Source organism: Stenotrophomonas sp. YJH_SMC_135 (genome assembly GCF_059372355.1).
Genome location: NZ_JCAFVN010000004.1, coordinates 1 through 19,434, shown reverse-complemented (window position 1 = coordinate 19,434; position 19,434 = coordinate 1). Strand labels below are relative to the sequence as shown.

General features: G+C 68.2%; 15 protein-coding genes. 5 read left to right on the top strand and 10 right to left on the bottom strand.

Annotated features, from left to right (window positions below):
• Positions 1–5: 5 nt before the first annotated feature.
• On the top strand, positions 6–2,345 hold the full coding sequence (locus tag AC5P98_RS14795) for a phosphomannomutase/phosphoglucomutase (protein ID WP_049408684.1): 2,340 nt from the start codon (positions 6–8) through the stop codon (positions 2,343–2,345).
• 395 nt (positions 2,346–2,740) lie between these two features.
• Here the strand turns inward: AC5P98_RS14795 and AC5P98_RS14790 are convergent, their stop codons facing one another.
• The 8 genes from AC5P98_RS14790 to pyrE all read right to left on the bottom strand — a co-directional run bounded on the left by AC5P98_RS14790 (position 2,741) and on the right by pyrE (position 12,236).
• Complete coding sequence (locus AC5P98_RS14790; protein ID WP_032961423.1) at positions 2,741–3,454, bottom strand: response regulator transcription factor; 714 nt, start codon at positions 3,452–3,454, stop codon at positions 2,741–2,743.
• A complete protein-coding gene (locus AC5P98_RS14785; protein WP_014645670.1) occupies positions 3,435–6,095 on the bottom strand; it encodes an ATP-binding protein in 2,661 nt (886 codons plus the stop codon). Before AC5P98_RS14785 ends, AC5P98_RS14790 begins: the two co-directional genes overlap by 20 nt.
• Before the next feature lie 51 nt (positions 6,096–6,146).
• On the bottom strand, positions 6,147–6,797 hold the full coding sequence (gene kdpC, locus AC5P98_RS14780) for a potassium-transporting ATPase subunit KdpC (RefSeq protein WP_049405792.1): 651 nt from the start codon (positions 6,795–6,797) through the stop codon (positions 6,147–6,149).
• The gene (kdpB, locus tag AC5P98_RS14775; RefSeq protein ID WP_049405790.1) at positions 6,794–8,851 is read right to left on the bottom strand and encodes a potassium-transporting ATPase subunit KdpB; all 2,058 of its coding nucleotides are present in this window, start codon (positions 8,849–8,851) and stop codon (positions 6,794–6,796) included. The genes kdpC and kdpB overlap by 4 nt, the downstream gene beginning before the upstream one ends.
• 10 nt (positions 8,852–8,861) lie before the next feature.
• Positions 8,862–10,571 carry a potassium-transporting ATPase subunit KdpA gene (gene kdpA / locus AC5P98_RS14770; protein WP_049405788.1) on the bottom strand — a complete coding sequence of 570 codons (1,710 nt, stop codon included), beginning with the start codon at positions 10,569–10,571 and terminating at the stop codon, positions 8,862–8,864.
• Between the two features lie 11 nt (positions 10,572–10,582).
• Positions 10,583–10,675 carry a potassium-transporting ATPase subunit F gene (locus tag AC5P98_RS14765; protein ID WP_005407770.1) on the bottom strand — a complete coding sequence of 31 codons (93 nt, stop codon included), beginning with the start codon at positions 10,673–10,675 and terminating at the stop codon, positions 10,583–10,585.
• 220 nt (positions 10,676–10,895) lie between these two features.
• Positions 10,896–11,558: a hypothetical protein gene (locus tag AC5P98_RS14760; RefSeq protein WP_049405787.1), complete on the bottom strand. Its 663-nt coding sequence runs from the start codon at positions 11,556–11,558 to the stop codon at positions 10,896–10,898.
• A gap of 18 nt (positions 11,559–11,576) precedes the next feature.
• Positions 11,577–12,236 carry an orotate phosphoribosyltransferase gene (gene pyrE / locus AC5P98_RS14755; protein WP_032961411.1) on the bottom strand — a complete coding sequence of 220 codons (660 nt, stop codon included), beginning with the start codon at positions 12,234–12,236 and terminating at the stop codon, positions 11,577–11,579.
• A 162-nt stretch (positions 12,237–12,398) separates the two neighbouring features.
• Between pyrE and AC5P98_RS14750 the strand changes: the two genes are divergently transcribed.
• The 3 genes from AC5P98_RS14750 (at position 12,399) to AC5P98_RS14740 (ending at position 14,809) form a co-directional block, all read left to right on the top strand.
• Complete coding sequence (locus AC5P98_RS14750) at positions 12,399–13,199, top strand: exodeoxyribonuclease III (protein WP_049405785.1); 801 nt, start codon at positions 12,399–12,401, stop codon at positions 13,197–13,199.
• A complete protein-coding gene (locus AC5P98_RS14745; protein WP_014645677.1) occupies positions 13,196–14,500 on the top strand; it encodes an AmpG family muropeptide MFS transporter in 1,305 nt (434 codons plus the stop codon). The genes AC5P98_RS14750 and AC5P98_RS14745 overlap by 4 nt, the downstream gene beginning before the upstream one ends.
• 78 nt (positions 14,501–14,578) lie before the next feature.
• Entirely contained in the window at positions 14,579–14,809 is a 231-nt protein-coding gene (locus AC5P98_RS14740) for a hypothetical protein (RefSeq protein WP_014645678.1), read from the top strand.
• 106 nt (positions 14,810–14,915) lie between these two features.
• On the opposite strand, the gene AC5P98_RS14735 is transcribed toward AC5P98_RS14740, so the two are convergent.
• Positions 14,916–16,043 (bottom strand): anhydro-N-acetylmuramic acid kinase, encoded by a 1,128-nt coding sequence (locus tag AC5P98_RS14735; protein ID WP_080281908.1) that lies wholly within the window; start codon positions 16,041–16,043, stop codon positions 14,916–14,918.
• Between the two features lie 66 nt (positions 16,044–16,109).
• Complete coding sequence (locus AC5P98_RS14730) at positions 16,110–17,582, bottom strand: M23 family metallopeptidase (protein ID WP_032961400.1); 1,473 nt, start codon at positions 17,580–17,582, stop codon at positions 16,110–16,112.
• Positions 17,583–17,749: 167 nt separating this feature from the next.
• Between AC5P98_RS14730 and tyrS the strand changes: the two genes are divergently transcribed.
• Entirely contained in the window at positions 17,750–18,961 is a 1,212-nt protein-coding gene (gene tyrS, locus AC5P98_RS14725; protein WP_049405782.1) for a tyrosine--tRNA ligase, read from the top strand.
• Positions 18,962–19,434: the final 473 nt, after the last annotated feature.

Below are 19,434 nucleotides of genomic sequence, written 5' to 3'. Positions count from 1 at the left end.
CATCGATGAGCGGCATCGGGGAAGGACAGCGGGGACGGTCGTTGGGTCGCAGTGCACCTCTACTGGGGGTGCTGTTGATCCTGTTGGCCGGCTGGTTCGGATGGAGCGCGGTGCAGCAATGGCGGCAGGAGGCCAACGGGCAGGCGTTGGAAGAGGCGCGTGACCAGGCCGTGCAGGGCCTGCAGCAGGCTGCTGCGGGCCAGTTGCAGCAGCTGCAGCAGCAGTTGAAGAACGATCGCGTGCAGCAGGCGCTGCAGGCCGGCGACGCCGCTGCGGCGGCGCTGGCCGTTCGCGAGAGCTGGACCGGAGTCGAGCAGGTCGAGGTGCTGGCGGCCGATCTGGCCAACGCCTATGCCGATCCGACCACCTTCGGGTATTCCCGCCTGGCGCTGCTGGAAGCGGCGCTGGCCGAGGCCAGGCCAAGCCTGCGCGTGGTCCGCGACGGCGGCGGCAACCGCCTGGGCCTGGCCGCGCCGGTGCAGCTGGGCAGCCTGGGGCCGGCCGTCATCTATGTCCGCCAACCGCTGCTGCGGCTGACGTCGCCGCTCGACCAGGTCAGCGCGCCGTCCGCCGGCTTCCTCGGCCTGCGCCAGGGAGCATTCGATCTGGTCACCCAGGGCGACCCGAGCCTGGCCGAAAGCGCGGAAGCGCTGGCGCGCCCGGTTGCAGGCACGCCGTTGCGGCTGGTCGCGTCGGTGCCAAATGTCGAGGCCGGTCCGCTCGGCCTGGGCGCGCTGGCCAGCGCCATTGTGGCGTTGCTGCTGGCGTTCATTGCCGTGTTGCTGGTGGTGGGGCGCGACCGGCTGCCGAAGTCGCTGCCGTTGCCGCGCCGCGCCGCCGCGTCCGAGGCCGACCATGGCCCGACCCTGAGCGAGAGCCTGCAGCAGGCGCCGCCACCGGTGGCCGCCGCGACCGGCAGTGGCGATGCCACGCCACCGCCGGTGCCTGCCGAAGAGCTGGCCGCCGGCATCTTCCGCGCCTATGACATCCGCGGCATGGTGGGCAGCGAACTGACACCGAAGACCGCGGCGCTGATCGGCCAGGCCATCGGCACCGTGGCACTGGAGCAGGGCCTGCGCGAGGTGGTGATCGGGCGCGATGGCCGCCTGTCCGGACCCGAGCTGACGGCCGGGCTGGCCGAGGGCCTGCGCCGTGCCGGCTGCGCGGTGATCGACATCGGCCTGGCGCCGACCCCGCTCGTGTACTACGCCGCCTTCCATCTGCGTACCGGCACCTGCGTGGCGGTCACCGGCAGCCACAACCCGCCCGAGTACAACGGCTTCAAGGTGGTGATCGGCGGCGAGACGCTGTCCGGCGATGCGATCACCGACCTCTACCAGCGCATCGTCGAGGGCCGCCTGGTGCAGTCCGCCGAGCCGGGTGACTACCAGCAGCGCGATGTCAGTGCCGACTACATCCAGCGCATCGCCGATGACGTGCAGCTGGACCGTCCGCTGAAGGTCGTGGCCGATGCCGGCAATGGCGTGGCCGGCGCACTGGCCCCGCAGCTGCTGGAAGCAATCGGCGCCGACGTCATTCCGCTGTACTGCGATGTCGATGGCACCTTCCCCAACCATCATCCCGACCCGAGCGAGCCGGCCAACCTGGAAGACCTGGTGCAGACGGTCAAGCGCTTCGGCGCCGACCTCGGCGTAGCCTTCGATGGCGACGGCGACCGGTTGGGCGTGGTCACCGGCGAAGGCAGGATCATCTATGCCGACCGCCTGCTGATGCTGTTCGCTGCCGACGTGCTGATGCGCAATCCGGGCGCGATGGTGATCTACGACGTCAAGTGCACCGGCAAGCTGTCCGACCATGTGCTGCGCAACGGTGGCAGCCCGCTGATGTGGAAGACCGGGCATTCGCTGATGAAGGCGAAGATGCGCGAGACCGATGCCGAGCTGGCTGGTGAGATGAGCGGCCACTTCTTCTTCAAGGAACGCTGGTTCGGTTTCGACGACGGCCTGTACGCCGCTGCGCGCCTGCTGGAGATCCTGGCCCAGCGCGAGGAAACCCCGGACGAAGTACTGGGCGAACTGCCGGAGATGGTCGCCACGCCGGAGCTGAAGGTAGCGGTGGCCGACGGGACGCCGCATGCGCTGGTGGCGATGCTGGTGGCGGCGGCGCAGTCGCCGGACAACCCGTATGTGGGGGGCCGCCTGTCGACCATCGATGGCCTGCGCGTGGACTTCGCCGATGGCTGGGGCCTGGTGCGTGCCTCCAACACCACGCCGGTGCTGGTGCTGCGCTTCGAAGGCAACGACGAGGCCGCACTGGAGCGCATCAAGGCCTTGTTCCGCAGCCAGCTGCAGCCGGTGCTGGGCGACACGCCGCTGGGGTTCTGAGGTGGGGCCGGGCGGCGCCCGGCACCCGCCGAATCAACGTCAACGTCAAAGGCCGGCTATCCGTAGGATGCGGGGTGGGTCCGGTTACGGAGGACGCTGCAAGTCCCCCTCCGGGGCCCGGCCCAGCCGCTGGCGGCTGGGCGTTCGGGCGCTTGCGAAGCAGTGCTTCGCAAGCAAAGCGCCCTCACCCATGTAAGCTCGGTCGCCGCATCCATGCGGCTCACGCCCCCGCAACCGGACCCACCCCGCCTTCGACAGATTTCCGCGATCTGTCCGAACCGCATGAACTGCTCTTGGTAGGTGTCGACCTTGGTCGACACAGCAGAGATCCACGCCATGCGTGGATGCTCTTCCGAATTTGCTTTGGTGGGTGCCGACCGTTGGTCGGCACACCCTCACCCCTTGAATCGCAAGCCCACGCCCGGTTCGGTGAACAGGTAGCGTGAATCCAGCGCCGAATCGCCCAGCTTGTGCCGCAGCTTGCCGACCAGGATGCGCAGGTAATGGGTATCGTGCTGGTGGGTCGGCCCCCAGATCTCCTGCAGGATCTGCGGCTGTGTCACTACCCGCCCGGCATTGCGCAGCAGCAGCGACAGCAACGCGTATTCCTTGCGGGTCAACGCCACCGGTTCACCCTGCAGGGCGACTTCGCGGCGCACCAGGTCCACGCGCAGGTGGCCGTCGTCGAACACCGGTGGCGTGCCATCACTGGGTACGCTGCGCGTGCGCAGCAGCGCCCGCACCCGTGCCATCAGTTCCTGCGTGCCGAACGGCTTGGTCACGTAGTCGTTGGCGCCGGTATCCAGTGCGCGCACCTTCTCGGCTTCGCCGGCGCGCACGGTCAGCATGATCACCGGCACCTGGCTCCACTGCCGCAGCTGTTCAAGTACCTCGTGGCCTTCCATGTCCGGCAGGCCGATATCCAGGATCACCAGGTCCATGTCCTCGCTGGCGGCCAGCTGCAGGCCTTCCTGGCCGGTGGCGGCCTGTCGCACCTGGTAGCCCTGCGCGCGCAGGCTGATGTCCAGGAACCGGCGGATCTGGGTTTCATCATCGATCACCAGCACGCGCGCGGCCGGCACGCTGGCATCAATCGGGGTCGGGCTCATCGTGGGAGGCTGGCTTGAGCAGGGGCAGGGTGATGCGGATCAGGGTACCGCGACCGTCGCGTCCGGGCAGCGCCTGCACGCTGCCGCCATGTGCGCCGATCATGCCCTGGCAGATGGTCAGGCCCAGGCCGGTGCCGTGGCGGCCGCGGTCGCCGCGCTCGACGCTGTAGAACATGTCGAAGATGCGCGCGCGCTCGTCGTCGGGAATGCCGGGGCCGGCATCGATCACGTCGATGCGCAGCTGGCCGTCCAGTTCGCGCGCCTGCACCTGCACGGCGGCGTCGGGCGGCGAGAACTTGGCCGCGTTCTCCATCACGTTGAACACGGCCTGTTCGACCAGCGCCGGGTGTACCCAGATCGGCGCCAGCGTGGACGGAATGTCCAGCTCCAGCCGCACCTTGGGCTGGTAGCGCTGCAGGCGCCGTGCGGCCGAGCCGATCAGCTCGTCCACGCCGATCCAGTCACGGTTGATCTTCAGTCCTTCGTGGCCCAGGCGGGTCATGTCCAGCAGGTTCTGGATGTAGCGGTCCAGCCGCTCGCCTTCGACCAGGATGGTATCCAGCAGGGCGCGGCGATCGGCCGTGTCCATCGCCGCGCCGTAACTGGCCAGGCTGTCGGCCGAACCGATCATCGCCGCCAGTGGCGAGCGCAGGTCGTGCGACACCGAAGAGAGCAGGGCCGAGCGCAACCGCTCGGTCTCATTGCTGACATGTGCTTGTTCGAGTTCGGCCACCAGCCGGGTACGCAGTGCGGCCTGTGCGATGTCATCGACCATCGCTTCGGCAAGCTGCCGCTGTTCGGGCAGCAGGCGCGCCTGTGCGCCGGGCAGGTACAGGCCGGCCACGCCGATCGCGCGATCTTCGCCATCCAGCAATGGCAGGAACCACCACTGCGCACCGGCCAGGGTGTCGGTGAAGCGGCCGCTGGGCTGGCCGTGGCGCAGCGCCCAGTCGGCGGCAGCCAGGTCGGTATCGCCGGGTTGGCTGCGGCCACCGGCGGCAGTGTCCGCGCCGATCCGCAGCCACGCCGGCACATCCATCGCCTGCTCCAAGGCATGCCGACCTGCCTGTGCCACCTCGCCGTTGCCAGCGGCGCTGGCCAGCTGACGGCCCAGCTGCTGGCGTGCACGTGCATGGCGGTTGGCCGCACGCAGCGCAATGACCTGCATGCGCAGGCGCGAGGCCAGCCGTCCGGCCACCAAGGCGGCGGCCAGGAACAGGAACACGGTGATCACGCCCTGGCGCGCACCGATGGCGAAGGTGAAGCGGGGCGCGATGAACAGGAAGTTGTAGGCCAGGAAGCACAGGATCGCCGCCATCACCGCCACGCTGGCACGCGTGCGCGCCGCCACCAGCACCACTGCCACGATGAACACCATCGACAGGTCGGCCATGCCGACCCAGCGTTCGGCCAGCCAAGCCACCGCACAGGCCAGCGCGGTGGCGATCAGTGCCTGTACCGGCTCGTAGCTGATGCCGCGCATCGGTGGCAGCAGACCTTCGCGGCGCGAGCGCGCCCGGGCCTGCGGCGTGCTGATGATGGTGATCTCGTAGTGCGCGCCGCGCTGGATCAGCTGCTGGGTCAGGGTTCGGTTGAACATCCGCGCCAGCGGGCGCTCACGGGTGCGCCCCAGCACCAGGGTCGATACGCCGTTGTGCGCTGCATGGTCGAGCAGGGCATCGGCGATGCTCGATCCGTGCAGCAGTTCGGCGTCGCCGCCCAGCCGCCGTGCCAGGGCGAAGGCCGCATCGATCTCGCGCCGCGTGGCCTCGTCCTGGCGCCGGCCCTGCACGGTCACCACCGTCCACGGTGCGTCGCGGCGCTCGGCGATGCGCCGCGCCACCCGCACCAGGTACTCGCTCTGGCCGCCGCCATCGATGGCCACCAGCACGCCGCGCCGTAGCGGCAGGTTGCCTTCGCCCCGTGCGGCGCGGGTTTCACGCAGGCTGCTGTCGACGCGGTCGGCGGCTTCCTGCATCGCCAGCTCACGCAGGGCGGTCAGGTTGGCCGGCGAGAAGAACGCCTGCAGCGCCTGCGCGGCCTGTTCGGGCACATAGACCTTGCCTTGCTGCAGGCGCGCGATCAGTTCGCGCGGCGGCAGATCGACCAGCACGATGTCGTGCAGGCGATCGAGCACGCCATCGGGCACGGTCTCGCTGACCCGCACGCCGGTGATGCGCATCACCACGTCGTTGAGGCTTTCCAGATGCTGGATGTTGACCGTGGTCCAGACGTCGATGCCGGCGTCAAGCAGCTCCATCACATCCTGCCAGCGCCGCTCATGGCGGCTGCCGGGCGCATTGCGATGGGCCAGTTCGTCCACCAGCACCAGCGCCGGATGCCGTGCCAGCACGGCATCCAGGTCCATCTCCTGCAGGGCGTGGCCGTGATAGGCCACGTCCTTCAACGGCAGCTGCGGCAGGCCTTCCAGCAGGGCCTGGGTTTCGGCGCGGCCATGGGTTTCCACCAGCCCGACCACCAGGTCCACGCCGCGGCGCAGCTGCTCCTGGGCACGGGTCAGCATGGTGTAGGTCTTGCCCACACCCGGCGCAGCGCCGAGGAACACGGTCAGCTTGCCACCGGCTTCGCGTTGCAGGCCTTCCACCAGGGCATCGGCCTGGCGGGTACGCGCATCAGTCATGGGGGCCGCTGTCATGGCCGCCATTGTGCGCGCAGCCGATGCAGGCCGGCATCACGGCGCCTTGGCCGCATGGTCCAGCGCGAAGTTCAGCGTCACCACGTTCACCCGCGGCTGGCCGAGCACGCCCCACTGGCGCCCTTCAGTATGTGCCTGCACCAAGGCCTGCACGCGCTCCACCGGCAGGCCGCGGGCACGTGCCACGCGTGCCACCTGCAGCTGCGCCGCCGCCGGCGACAGCTGCGGATCCAGCCCGCCGCCGGACTGGGTGACCAGGTCGGCCGGCACCTGCGCCGGGGCGACACCCTCGCGCGCGGCCACCGCCGCCGTGCTGGCGGTAACTCGCTCGGCCAGCCCCGGGTTGCTGCGCGCCAGGTTGGAACCGGCCGCGGCCATCGGGTCGTAGTTGGCCGCCGACGGCCGTGCCTGGAAGTAGCCATCACCGGTGAACGGCTGCGACAGCCAGGCCGAGCCGCGCACCTGGCCGTTGCCGTCGCGCAGCAGGCTGCCCTCGGCCTGGGTGGGGTAGGCCAGGCCGGCGAAACCGGTGGCGATGCCGGCGTAGACCGCGCCGGCCAGCAGCAGGGTGGCCAGGCCCAGGCCGATCGCCGGGCGCCAGCCGGCGCCGTCCTGCAGGCTGGCCACGCGGGCTTCGGCCTTCGGTTCGCGGGGCAGGGTGGTGGAGGTGGAAGCAGAACGGTTCATGCGCCGAATACCAGGACAAGGAAGAGGTCGATCAGCTTGATCGCCGCGAACGGCAACAGCACGCCGCCGAGGCCGTACACCAGCATGTTCCGGCGCAGCAGCGCGGTGGCCGTGGCCGGGCGGAAGCGCACGCCACGCAGGGCGAGCGGGATCAGCGCGGGAATCACCAGCGCGTTGAAGATCAGCGCCGCCAGCACCGCGTTGCGTGGGCTCGACAGCTGCATCACGTTCAGTGCGGCCATGGCCGGAACCGCAGCGGCAAACAGCGCCGGCAGGATCGCGAAGTACTTGGACACGTCGTTGGCCAGCGAGAAGGTGGTCAGCGCACCGCGGGTGATCAGCTGCTGCTTGCCCACTTCCACGACCGCCAGCAGCTTGGCCGGGTCTGAATCGAGGTCGACCATGTTGCCGGCCTCCTTCGCCGCCTGCGTGCCGGAGTTCATCGCCAGGCCGATGTCGGCCTGGGCCAGCGCGGGAGCATCGTTGGTGCCATCGCCCACCATCGCCACCAGGCGGCCACCGGCCTGTTCCTGGCGGATGCGTGCCAGCTTGTCTTCCGGACGCGCCTCGGCGATGTAGTCATCGACACCGGCTTCGGCGGCGATGGCGGCAGCGGTCAGCGGATTGTCACCGGTGATCATCACCGTGCGGATGCCCATCGCCCGCAGCTGTGCGAACTTCTCGCGCATGCCGTGCTTGACCACGTCCGACAGCTCGATCACGCCCAGCACGTGGCGGCCCTCGGCCACCACCAGCGGGGTGGCGCCATTGCGCGCGACCTGCTCGACGCGGCCGGCCAGTTCAGCCGGCACGTTGCCGCCCAGTGCCTGCACGTGGGCGCGGATCGCATCGGCAGCGCCCTTGCGGATCTGCCGCCCGTGTTCCAGATCGACGCCGGACATCCGGGTCTGGGCACTGAACGCCAGGTAGTCGGCACGGTCCGGCTCGGCGGTGGCGCAGCCCTGTTCGCGCGCCAGGCGCACGATCGACTTGCCTTCCGGGGTCGGGTCGGCCAGCGAGGACAGCAGTGCGGCCTCGCGCAGCTGGCTGGCGTCGATGCCGGCCAGCGGATGGAAGTGGCTGGCCTGGCGGTCGCCGTAGGTGATGGTGCCGGTCTTGTCCAGCAGCAGCACGTCGACGTCGCCGGCCACTTCCACCGCCTTGCCCGACTTGGCCAGCACGTTGGCAGCCAGCGCACGGTTCATGCCGGCGATGCCGATGGCCGGCAGCAGGCCGCCGATGGTGGTCGGGATCAGGCACACCAGCAGTGCGATCAGCAGCAGTGGATCGACCTGCACGCCCACGGCCGCGCCGATCGCCGGCAACGTGGCCACCACAACCAGGAAGGTCAGCGTCATCGCCGCCAGCAGCAGGGTCAGCGCGATCTCGTTGGGGGTCTTCTGGCGATTGGCACCTTCCACCAGCGCGATCATGCGGTCCAGGAAGCTGTGGCCCGGCTCGGCGGTCACCCGCACGATGATCTGGTCGGACAGCACCTTGGTGCCACCGATCACACCGGAACGGTCGGTACCGGCCTCGCGCAGCACCGGTGCCGATTCGCCGGTCACTGCCGCTTCGTTGATGGTGGCCAGGCCCTGCACGATCTCGCCATCGGCCGGCACCAGCTCACCGGCACTGACGATCACATGGTCGCCCGGGCACAGCTCGGCGGCAGGCACCTGGGCTTCGGCTGCGCCCGGCTGCGGCGCCGCCAGCCGGCGCGCCACCAGGTCCTGGCGGGCACGGCGCAGCGAGGCGGCCTGGCCACGGCCACGCGCTTCGGCCACTGCCTCGGCGAAATTGCCGAACAGCACGGTCACCAGCAGGATGGCGGTCACTGCCAGGCCGAAGCCCAGCGGTGCATTGCCGGTCAGGGTGACGATCGCGGCGACGATCGTGCCGGCCATCACCACCGCCATCACCGGGCTGCGCACCAGATGCATCGGCGCCAGCTTGCGCACCGCTTCGACCAGCGCACGGCGCAGGCCGGCGCCATCAAGCAGGGCAGGGCGCGGTGCATGGGTACTACGGGTTGAACTTGCTTGGGTACTCATCAGGGTGTCCTCAGCGCAGTCCCAGGCTCAGGTGATCGGCGATCGGGCCGAGTACCAGCGCCGGCATGAACTGCAGCACGGTCAGGATGACGATCACCGAGACCAGGGTCAGGGCGAAGGTCGGGGTTTCGATCTGCAGGCTGCCGGCAGACTCCGGCGCCTGGCGCTTGGCGGCCAGCTGTGCGGCCACCACCAGCGGAATGATCAGCAGCGGGAAGCGGCCCAGCAGCAGTACCAGCGAGCAGCTCAGGTTCCACCACACCGTGGCGTCACCCAGTCCTTCGAAGCCCGAACCGTTGTTGGCGTAGGCCGAGACATACTCGTAGAACACCTGGCTGATGCCATGGAAGCCGGGGTTGGAGGTGCCGGCCAGGCCGGGCACGGCCAGGGTGATCGCAGTGAACACCAGCAAGGTGATCGGCTGCAGCAGCACCAGCAGGGCCAGCAGGCGCACCTGGGGCGTCTCCAGCTTGCGGCCGAACAGTTCCGGCGTGCGCCCGGTCATCAACCCGGCCAGGAACACACCCAGCAGCAGATAGACGATGAACTGCTGCAGGCCACAGCCGATGCCGCCCCAGATCGCGCTGACCAGCATGTTGACCATCGCGATGCCACCGCTCAGCGGCGCCAGCGAATCGTGCATGCCGTTCACCGAGCCATTGGAGACCTGGGTAGTCACCGCCGCCCACAGCGCCGTGCCGTCGGCGCCGAAGCGCACCTCCTTGCCTTCCATCAGCAGCGGGGTGGCGGCGCTGGCGCTATGCCCTTCGCTCCACATCATCGCGCCGGTGGAAAGCAGCGACATGCCCAGCATGCAGCTGAACACCAGGGCGCCGAAGCGACGCCGGCCGGTGAACGCGCCGATCATGAAGATCACCGCCATCGGCACCAGCAGGATGCCGACGATTTCCAGCGCGTTCGACAGCGGGGTCGGGTTCTCCAGCGGGAAGCTGCTGTTCGGGCCGTACCAGCCGCCACCGTTGGCGCCAAGCTGCTTGGCCGCGACCATCGCCGCCACCGGGCCCAGCGGCAGCTTCTGTCCGGTCATGCCGGCGCTGGCATCGATCGGCGTGGCCTGCGGGCCACCGGCCATCGTCGACGGCACACCCTGGCTGGTCAGCAGCAGGGTCCACACCAGGCACAGCGGCAACAGGAAACGCACGCACAGGCGCACCACGTCCACGTAGTAGTTGCCTACCGCCACCTGGCGGTCATCGCCGGCACCGGTGGCCGCCGCAGCCTGCGGCGCACGCGAGAACAACGCGCGCAGCGTCGCCACCGCCAGCGCCAGGCCCATCATCGGCGTCACCACCTGCAGGCCGGTGATGCCGGTCATCTGCGAGAGGTAGGACAGCTGCGCCTGGCCCGAATAGTGCTGCTGGTTGGTGTTGGTCAGGAACGAGATCATCGTGTGCAGCGCGGTGTCCCAGCGCATGTTCGGGATCTGGTCCGGGTTCAGTGGCAACCAGGCCTGGGTCATGAACACCGCCTGGGTCAACACAGCGACCACCACGTTGCTCAGCACGAAGGCCAGCACGTAGCCGCGCCAGGACATCGCGCGCGAGGGATCGACGCCGAACACCTTGTACAACGGCTTTTCGATCCAGTTGAACAGCACGTCGACCTTCATCGGCGTGCCGCGCATCACGCGGGCCAGGTACAGGCCCAGCGGCCACGCCAGCAGCAGGCTGGCGGCAAGAATGACAAGCATCTCAGTCATGGCCGGCTCCGTTAGAACGATTCGGGCCGCAGCACGACATAGAGAAGATAGGCGGCGGCGACCAGCACCAGCACGCCACACAACAAAGACAGCCAGGGGGACATTTCAATAGCGACCTGGTGGAACCCCTCCACCTCAGGCCGTCATCGTCGTCCTGCCGCCCATAAACGCACTACGCGCCGGACCGGGCCGACGCGTAAAGAGTGCATAAATTCCGTGGGCCAACCCGTAACCAGGCGCCGCCTGCTGTAGAGCCGAGCCCATGCTCGGCTGTCCTTTCCCAAGGTCACGCGGAGTCGAGCGTGGCCCGACGCTACAGGCGAATCACGGCGCCTGGCTCGCCTGCGCCACGCCCTTCAGCTCGCGATAGCGCTGCAGCGTGCTGTCGATCTCGGCCTTCAGCGCCTGCTGCTGCTGCAGGAATCCGGCCTGCAGGCGTTGCTGCGACTGCAGTTGCACGTGCCGCTGACGGATCGCCTCGGCCTGCTTGTCGGCCACCTTGCCACCGGCCAGTTCGCGGTCACCGGCGGCCGCCAGCAGCGCCACCAGCGATTCGCGCAGGCTGGTGACGTTGTACTCGGCGGTCTTCAGGTTGTTGTCCAGCACTTCCTGGCGTTCGGCGAACACCCGGCGCAGATCGTCCTCGCTGCCATAGGTGGACAGCATTGCCTGCTCGGTGCGCTGGCGGGTCTGCTCGGCCATCAGGTCCAGCTGCTGCTGCTGTGCCACGGTGCTGGCTGCGGCGCGCTCCTCGTCGGTCAACGCGCGCTGGACCTGCGCATTGCGCAGGCCGCTCTTCGCGTTGAACTCCTCGCGGGCGTGATTGACCGCATCGGCCGGCAGCGAATCACTGCAGATCCGCTCCTTGCCCTCGTTCCAGCAGTACAGCTTCTTTTCCACCTTGCCGCCGTCGCGCGACTGCGCCGGCACGGTGAACGGCACGGCCAGCAGCAGGCCGGCAAAGAGAACAGCAGGAACTCGGGACATGACCTTTCCCCTGGTCGGTCAGCGGATCGAACGGACGCCGTACTGGGCCCGGTAGGCTTCCAGCGGCTGCCGGTAACCGACAAGTTCCGGGTTGCCGGAGGCGAAATCAAGCAGATCGGCCAGCGATGCCACGGCGATCACCGGAATGCCGGCTTCTTCGGCCACCGACTGTGCCGCCGAGCGACGGTCGGCTTCCGAGGCGATCTCCTGGCGGTCCAGTGCCACCACGATGCCGGCCGGGGTGCCGCCGGCAGCGCGGATGATGCCCAGCGCTTCGCGGATCGCGGTACCGGCGGTGATCACGTCATCGACGATCAGCACGCGCTTGCCATTCAGGTCGGCGCCGATCAGCTGGCCGCCTTCACCATGGTCCTTGGCTTCCTTGCGGTTGAACGACAGCGGCAGGTCGCGGCCACGCTGGGCCAGCTCGCAGGCCATCGCGGTGGCCAGCGGAATGCCCTTGTAGGCCGGGCCGAACACCACGTCGTACTTGATCCCGGTGGCATCGATGGCATCGGCGTAGCAGGCGCCGAGCTGCGACAGCAGCGAACCGGAGTCGAAACGACCGGCGTTGAAGAAATAGGGGCTCAGCCGGCCGGACTTGAGGGTGAACTGGCCGAAGCGCAGGGCGTCGGCAGTCAGGGCCAGCTGCAGGAAACGGTGGCGGTGGTCGCTCATCAAAACTCGATTCATCTTCATTTGGAGCACAAATCCTAATCCAGCTGGGCGTTTCGCGCTCGTCCAGCGCCATGTGAAAGCCGTCCAGGCCCCGCCTGGCGGACTGCGCAGCCCTGCGGGCAACCGGTATGCTTGCCCGGTTTCCCGCCGCAGGTCCCCCGCATGCGCATCATCAGTTTCAACGCCAATGGCATCCGTTCCGCCGCGACCAAGGGCTTCCTCGACTGGTTCCGTGCCCAGGACGCCGACGTCCTGTGCATACAGGAAACCAAGGCCCAGGAAGACCAGCTGACCGACCCGATGTTCCGTCCGGACGGCCACCACTGCTTCTATCGCGATGCCATCACCAAGAAGGGCTACAGCGGCGTGGCGATCTACAGCAAGCGCGAGCCGGACCAGGTCATCACCTCGCTGGGCTGGGCGCCGTTCGACGACGAAGGCCGCTACATCGAGGCGCGCTACGGCAATCTCAGCGTGGTCTCCTTCTATATCCCGTCGGGCAGCTCGGGCGACCTGCGCCAGGGCTTCAAGTTCGAAGTGATGGAATGGCTGCGGCCGATCCTCGAAGCGTGGGCGCGCAGCGGCCGCGACTACGTGCTGTGCGGTGACTGGAACATCGTGCGTTCGGCGCTGGACATCAAGAACTGGAAGTCCAACCAGAAGAACTCCGGCTGCCTGCCGGAGGAGCGCGACTGGCTCAACGCGCTGTGCGCCGACCACGGCCAGGCCACCGATGTCGCCGCCGGCCGTGGGTGGGCCGATGCCTACCGCCTGCTCAACCCCACCGGAGAGGACTACACCTGGTGGAGCAACCGCGGCGCCGCCCGTGCCAACAATGTCGGTTGGCGCATCGACTACCAGTTCATCACCCCGGGCCTGCGTGACCGACTGCGCAGCTGCTCGATCTACCGCGACGAGCGCTTCTCCGACCACGCCCCGTTCACCGTGGACTATGACCTGTGACCGAGGCCGCCACGCCGGTCAGCTACAAGGGCTGGGCCGGCATCAAGCGCGCCTTCGGTACCCCGTCGGCGCTGACCATGGCCATGCTCGGCTTCGGCAGTGGCCTGCCGTTCCTGCTGATCGCCTCGCAGACCCTGTCCACGCGCCTGCGCGACGTCGGGCTGGACCTGGGCAGCATCGGCCTGATCAGCCTGGCCAGCTTCTTCTACCTGCTCAAGTTCCTGTGGGCACCGCTGCTGGACCGCTACGCCTTCCCGCTGCTGGGGCGGCTCGGCCGCCGCCGCTCCTGGCTGCTGGTGTCGCAGGTGCTGGTGCTGGTCGGGCTGGTCGCGCTGGCCTTCGTGCGGCCCGAACAGGGCGTGTGGCCGTTGGTGATGTGGGTGCTGGTGGCGTCGTTCGCCGGCGCCACCCAGGATTCGGCCGTCGATGCCTACCGCATCGAGATCGCGCCGCAGACCGCCCAGGCGGCGCTGGCCGCCACCTATACGCTGGGCTACCGGATCGGCCTGATCCTGGCCGGTGCCGGCGCGCTGTACCTGGCCCAGTTCGAAGGCTGGATCGTCGCCTACCTGGCGATGGCCGCGCTGATGCTGCTGCCGATCGTCACCACCCTGCTGTGCGCCGAACCGCAGCGCCCGGCCACCGCCGTGCAGCGCCGCATCGATATTGCCGAAGCGTTCGTCCAGCCCATCTCCAGCTTCTTCAGCCGCAATGGCGTGGCACTGGCGCTGGTGCTGCTGGCCTTCGTCGGCCTGTTCAAGTTCCCCGACCAGGTGATCGGAGTGATGGCCGGGCCGTTCTATCTCGACTCGGGGTTCGACAAGGCCGACATCGCCACCGTCTCCAAGCTGTTCGGCGTGTGGATGGGCATCGGCGGCGCGTTCCTGGGCGGCATCGCGGTGGCCGCATTCGGCTTCCGCCGCATGCTGCTGGTGGCCGCGCTGGGCGTGGCGCTGTCCAACCTGGCCTTCCTGCTGATGGCGCACAATCCGGGCAAGCTGTGGGCGTTCTACGCCGCGCTCAGTGCCGACAACCTGTTCCAGGGCTTTGCCGGCACCGTGCTGGTGGCCTTCATGTCGTCGCTGACCGACCGCAACTTCACCGCCACCCAGTACGCATTGCTGGTCTCGCTGGCCAACCTGCCGGGCAAGTTCGTCGGTGGCGTCTCCGGCTACATCGTCGAAGCCACGTCCTACAGCACGTTCTTCATCCTCAGCTCGATCACCGTGGTGCCAACCCTGCTGCTGCTGGCGTGGCTGTGGCCGCGGATCGCCGATCGCGGGCCGCCGCCGGTCGCCTGATTGCCTGCCCGCCCGGACTGCGGGATCATCGCCCCCGACGCGCCGAGGGGGCGGTGCCTTGCGAACGGGGAAGTGAGCATGGCCGACGTTGTGCTGCGGGACCTGGACCCGCTGCTGCTGGAACGCATCCGACGGGTCGCGGTCGCCCGCGGCTGGACCCACGAACAGACCTGCGCCGCCTTGCTGGAGCAGGGGCTGTTCAGCAGTGAACTGGAGGTCCGCTCCGGCTTCGGCGATCCCGAAGTGGACGCCCTCTCCGCCGCGATTGCCGCCCTGCAGGCCCTGCCGGCAGGGCAGGGCTTCGATTAGCGCCTTTGTAGAGCCGAGCCATGCTCGGCTGCTCCTGGCCCGGCCTGCGCGAAGCCGAGCAGGGCTCGGCTCTACAACGGCGCCTCACCTGCGCGGACGGCCCACCTCACGCCAGGTGGATCGCCCCCAGGATCCGCGGGCCCGTTGCCCCGGTCACGCTCGGCAGGTTGCCCGCCAGCCCGTCCATCGTCCGCTGCGCCAGCCAGGCGAAGCCCATCGCCTCCACGTACTCCGGGTCCAGCCCATGCACCGCGCTGGACTCCACCTGCACCTCCGGCAGCCGCGCCGCCAGCCGCTTCATCAGCTGCCGGTTGCGCACACCGCCGCCACAGACCAGCAGGCGCCGGGTCTGCGGCTGCTGCGCCAGCAACGCATCGGCCACGGTCGCCACGGTCAGCTCCAGCAGGGTGGCCTGCACATCGGCAGCGGCGTACTCGCCTTCCCCCATGTGGGCTTCGGCCCAGGACAGGTGAAACTGTTCGCGCCCGGTGCTCTTCGGCGGCGGCAGCGCGAACCACGGGTCCGAGCGCCAGCCGGCCAGCAGGCCCTCGTCCAACGTGCCACTGGCAGCGTAAGCGCCATCGGCATCGAAGGTGCGGCCGGTATGGCGCTGGCACCAGGCGTCCATCAGCGCATTGGCCGGGCCGGTATCGAAGCCACGCACCGCGCCTTCGCGCGGGATCAGGGTCAGGTTGGCGATGCCGCCCAGGTTGAGCACCGCGCGGTCTTCGTCGGCGGTGCCCAGCATGCCCAGGTGGAAGGCCGGCATCAGCGGCGCACCGTGGCCCCCGGCCGCCACGTCGCGGCGGCGGAAGTCGGATACCGTGGTGATCCCGGTCAGTTCGGCAATGCGGTTGCCGTCGCCCAGCTGCACGGTGAACGCCGGGTCGGCCAGCGGGCGGTGGCGCACGGTCTGGCCGTGCGAGCCGATCGCGCGCACCTGGCTGCGGTCCACGCCGGCCTCGGCCAGCAGTTGATTGGCGGCCCCGGCGAAGTTGATCGCGATCCGCGCGTCCAGTTCGCCCAGTTCCTCCAGCGACTCCAGCGGGCCACCTTCGCCCAGCGCCACCAGCCGCGCGCGCAGCACCGGCTCCCAGCGGGCGGTCAGGCCGTGCACGAAGCGGCAGCCACCGCCGGCGGGGAACTGCACCAGCGCGGCATCGATGCCATCGGCGCTGGTGCCCGACATCAGGCCAAGGTACAGGGGGGCGTCAGCGTCGGCAGTCGTGTTCATGGCAGGCATAAAAAAAGGACGCGGCAAGCTTGGGCTGCCGCGTCCTTCTTCGTCAACGCAAGACGCTCAGCCGCGCTTGCGGCCGGTCGCCTGCTTGTCCTTGGCGCTGGCCACCTCGGGCGCAGCCTCGTCGCGGCTGGTCGGTGCCGGGCTGGCGTCGGCGTAGATCAGCTTCTCCATGCCCTGGATGCGCGCCATCGCCGGCGCGGTCTGCGCGCGGAAGGCGACCAGCTCGGCGCCCTTCAGCGGTTCCGGCGGCGGCATGGTCACGGTCAGCGGGTTGCGGTGCTCGCCGTTGACGCGGAATTCGTAGTGCAGGTGCGGCCCGGTCGCCAGGCCGGTCGAACCGACGTAGCCGATCACCGTGCCCTGGGCCACGCGCTGGCCGGTCCTGATGTTCGCAAAGCGCGACATGTGGCCGTACAGGGTGGTGTGGCCGCGGCCATGGTCGAGGATCACCACGTTGCCGTAGCCGCGCTGCACGCCGGCGAACTGCACGCGGGCATCGCCCGCGGCCATGATCGGAGTGCCGGTGCGCGCGGCGTAGTCCACGCCCTTGTGCATGCGCATCTTGCCCAGCACCGGGTGCTTGCGTGCGCCGAAGGTCGAACTCAGCCGCGCGAACGGGATCGGCATGCGGATGAAGCTCTTCTTCAGCGAACGGCCGTTGATGTCGTAGTACTCGGACTTGCCGTTGCGGTCGAAGCGGAAGCCGGAATAGGTCTTGCCACCGGTGGTGAAGGTCGCCGCCAGGATCTTGCTGGTGTCCACCTTCTCGCCTTCGCGCCAGGTTTCATCCATCACCACGCTGAAGCGGTCGCCCGGCTGCAGGTCCTTGGAGAAGTCGATGTCGTACTTGAAGATGTCGTCGGTCATCGTCGCGATCGCCGACGGCGACAGCCCGGCCCGTCGGGCCGCGGCATACAGCGAACTGGTGATCTCGCCGCTGGTGACCACGGTGCGCGTGGAGGACTCGCGCTTGGTCACTTTCTCCTTGATGTCATCGCCGGCCAGGCTCAGTTCCACGCGGTTGTCGGCATCGCGGTCGAAACGGATGCTGCGCAGGTCGCCGGACAGCGGCATGTCGAAGGCGATCTCGGCACCCGGGCGCAGTTTGGTCAACGCCTCACGCGCGCCGGGGTGGTCCAGCACCCGGTGCAGGGTGGTGGCCGGAATGCCAGCCTTGTCGAACAGGTCGCTCAGGGTCTGGCCACGCTGCACGCGCAGCACCTGCCAGCTGTCACCCGGCACCTGCTGCTGGCGGGCCATGGTCAGCGGCGGCAACGGCAGCGCCAGGCTGGTGTGGCTGTCGGCGTAAGGCGCATCGATGGTGTGCGAGAAACCGGGGACGATCGTCGCCACCAAGGCGCCGATGGTCGCAAACAGGCTGGCGTGCATCCAATGGCGGCGGGTCCAGCGCTCATTGAAGGCGGCGGGAAGATGTTGCCTGAGCTTCCGATGCAGGGTGTTGTCGTGCAGGACGTGGAGGCGTTCCTGGAAGCGCTGCTTGCGTGCGCGCCCTTGTTCGGAATTGTGCATCGGCGGTTTTTTCCTGGCGGCCTGGGAGTGCGGGCCTGATCGCCGGTTACCATAGACACCTGAGAAAACCGCGTCAAACCCTTGTGCCCATTGGCTTTTGTGAAGCCAATCGGGTTAACTTCGCTTTAACACCCCACACAAGAATCGGCGTTGCCGGGAGTAGTCACGTGTCCTCGATTGAAGAAGCCCTTGCCCTGATCGGCCGTGGTGCCGACGAGATCCTCAAGCTCGAGGATCTGCGTGCGCGCCTGCAGGAAGGCCGCCCGCTGCGGATCAAGGCCGGCTTCGACCCCACCGCGCCCGACCTGCACCTGGGCCATACGGTGCTGCTGAACAAGATGCGCCAGTTCCAGGACCTCGGCCACCAGGTCATTTTCCTGATCGGCGACTTCACCGGCATGATCGGCGACCCGTCCGGCAAGAGCCTGACCCGCAAGCCGCTCAGCCGCGATGACGTGCTGGCCAACGCCCGTACCTACGAGGAACAGGTGTTCAAGGTGCTCGACCGCAGCCGTACCGAAGTCCGCTTCAACTCGGAGTGGTTCGGCAAGATGGGCGCGGCCGACATGATCCGCCTGGCCGGCCAGCACACCGTGGCGCGCATGCTCGAGCGCGACGACTTCGCCAAGCGCTATGCCGCCCAGCAGTCCATCGCCATCCACGAGTTCCTGTACCCGCTGGTGCAGGGCTACGATTCGGTGGCCCTGGAGGCCGACGTCGAACTGGGCGGTACCGACCAGAAGTTCAACCTGCTGATGGGCCGTGGCCTGCAGGAACACCACGGCCAGAAGCCGCAGGTGGTGCTGACCATGCCGCTGCTGGAAGGCCTGGACGGCGTCAACAAGATGTCCAAGTCGCTGGGCAACTACATTGGTATCAGCGAGCCGGCCATCGACATCGTCACCAAGACCATGAAGGTGGACGACACCCTGATGTGGCGCTGGATCGAACTGCTGTCCTTCGACATCAGCCAGGCCGAAGCCGTGCAGCTGCGCGAGCAGGTGGCCAATGGCGGCTTGAACCCGCGTGTGGTCAAGCTGCGCCTGGCGCGTGAACTGGCGACCCGTTTCCACGACGCCGCCGCGGCCGAGCAGGCCATTGCAGGCTGGGAAGCAGCGGTGACCGGGCAGGGTGACATTACCCAGCTGCCGCTGCAGGACGTGGCGATTCCGGCCGAAGGCCTGCGTATCGCTGCGCTGTTGACGGCGGCCGGCCTGACCCCGAGCAACTCTGAAGCCAACCGCAAGCTCAAGGAGCGCGCGGTCAAGGTCGACGGTGAAGTGGTCGAAGATGGCCAGCAGGTGCTGCAGCCGGGCTTCGAAGGCCTGTTGCAGGTCGGCAAGCGTACCTTCGCCCGCGTGCGCCTGGTTGCTGCCTGAGACAAAGAAAGGGCCGGCGCTGGCCGGCCCTTCCTTAATGCTCTTGTAGAGTCAAGCCCACGCTTGGCTGCTCTTCGCGGGAACCTACCTCAGCGCGCCGGATGAACGGATGCAACATCCGGTGAAAAAAATCGCCACACCCCCTTCACAAATGATGCGAATGGGGACATACTTCTCCTCCCCCGTCGCAGGGGTCGCCACCAAGGGGCTTCAGCGACAACAGGGTGCCCACCACCGCCGAACGAGATGATCGAACGAAGGTGTTGACGGACTGAAAAAGTCTGGCATAATGGGCGGCTCGCTACGAAGGAAACTTCGCAGCACACGGGAATGGCGCTGAGGCCACTTCCCCGGATCTTTGAAAGTATGCGCAGGTATCTTGTGAAGGCGCCTGCAGGAAGGATGATTGTCCATCTTGCAGACGTTTGATCAAGCAACTATTAATTGTTTTAAAGCAAGCGATACGTTGCCAG

Excerpts from the sequence above, each read along its gene's own strand:
- AC5P98_RS14730 (WP_032961400.1), bottom strand. The coding sequence starts at position 17,582 with ATGCACAATTCCGAACAAGGGCGCGCACGCAAGCAGCGCTTCCAGGAA.
- AC5P98_RS14765 (WP_005407770.1), bottom strand. The coding sequence starts at position 10,675 with ATGTCCCCCTGGCTGTCTTTGTTGTGTGGCGTGCTGGTGCTGGTCGCC.
- AC5P98_RS14760 (WP_049405787.1), bottom strand. The coding sequence starts at position 11,558 with ATGTCCCGAGTTCCTGCTGTTCTCTTTGCCGGCCTGCTGCTGGCCGTG.
- AC5P98_RS14790 (WP_032961423.1), bottom strand. The coding sequence starts at position 3,454 with ATGAGCCCGACCCCGATTGATGCCAGCGTGCCGGCCGCGCGCGTGCTG.
- AC5P98_RS14785 (WP_014645670.1), bottom strand. The coding sequence starts at position 6,095 with ATGACTGATGCGCGTACCCGCCAGGCCGATGCCCTGGTGGAAGGCCTG.
- pyrE (WP_032961411.1), bottom strand. The coding sequence starts at position 12,236 with ATGAGCGACCACCGCCACCGTTTCCTGCAGCTGGCCCTGACTGCCGAC.
- AC5P98_RS14740 (WP_014645678.1), top strand. The coding sequence starts at position 14,579 with ATGGCCGACGTTGTGCTGCGGGACCTGGACCCGCTGCTGCTGGAACGC.
- AC5P98_RS14750 (WP_049405785.1), top strand. The coding sequence starts at position 12,399 with ATGCGCATCATCAGTTTCAACGCCAATGGCATCCGTTCCGCCGCGACC.
- kdpB (WP_049405790.1), bottom strand. The coding sequence starts at position 8,851 with ATGAGTACCCAAGCAAGTTCAACCCGTAGTACCCATGCACCGCGCCCT.
- kdpC (WP_049405792.1), bottom strand. The coding sequence starts at position 6,797 with ATGAACCGTTCTGCTTCCACCTCCACCACCCTGCCCCGCGAACCGAAG.
- AC5P98_RS14735 (WP_080281908.1), bottom strand. The coding sequence starts at position 16,043 with ATGAACACGACTGCCGACGCTGACGCCCCCCTGTACCTTGGCCTGATG.
- kdpA (WP_049405788.1), bottom strand. The coding sequence starts at position 10,571 with ATGACTGAGATGCTTGTCATTCTTGCCGCCAGCCTGCTGCTGGCGTGG.
- AC5P98_RS14795 (WP_049408684.1), top strand. The coding sequence starts at position 6 with ATGAGCGGCATCGGGGAAGGACAGCGGGGACGGTCGTTGGGTCGCAGT.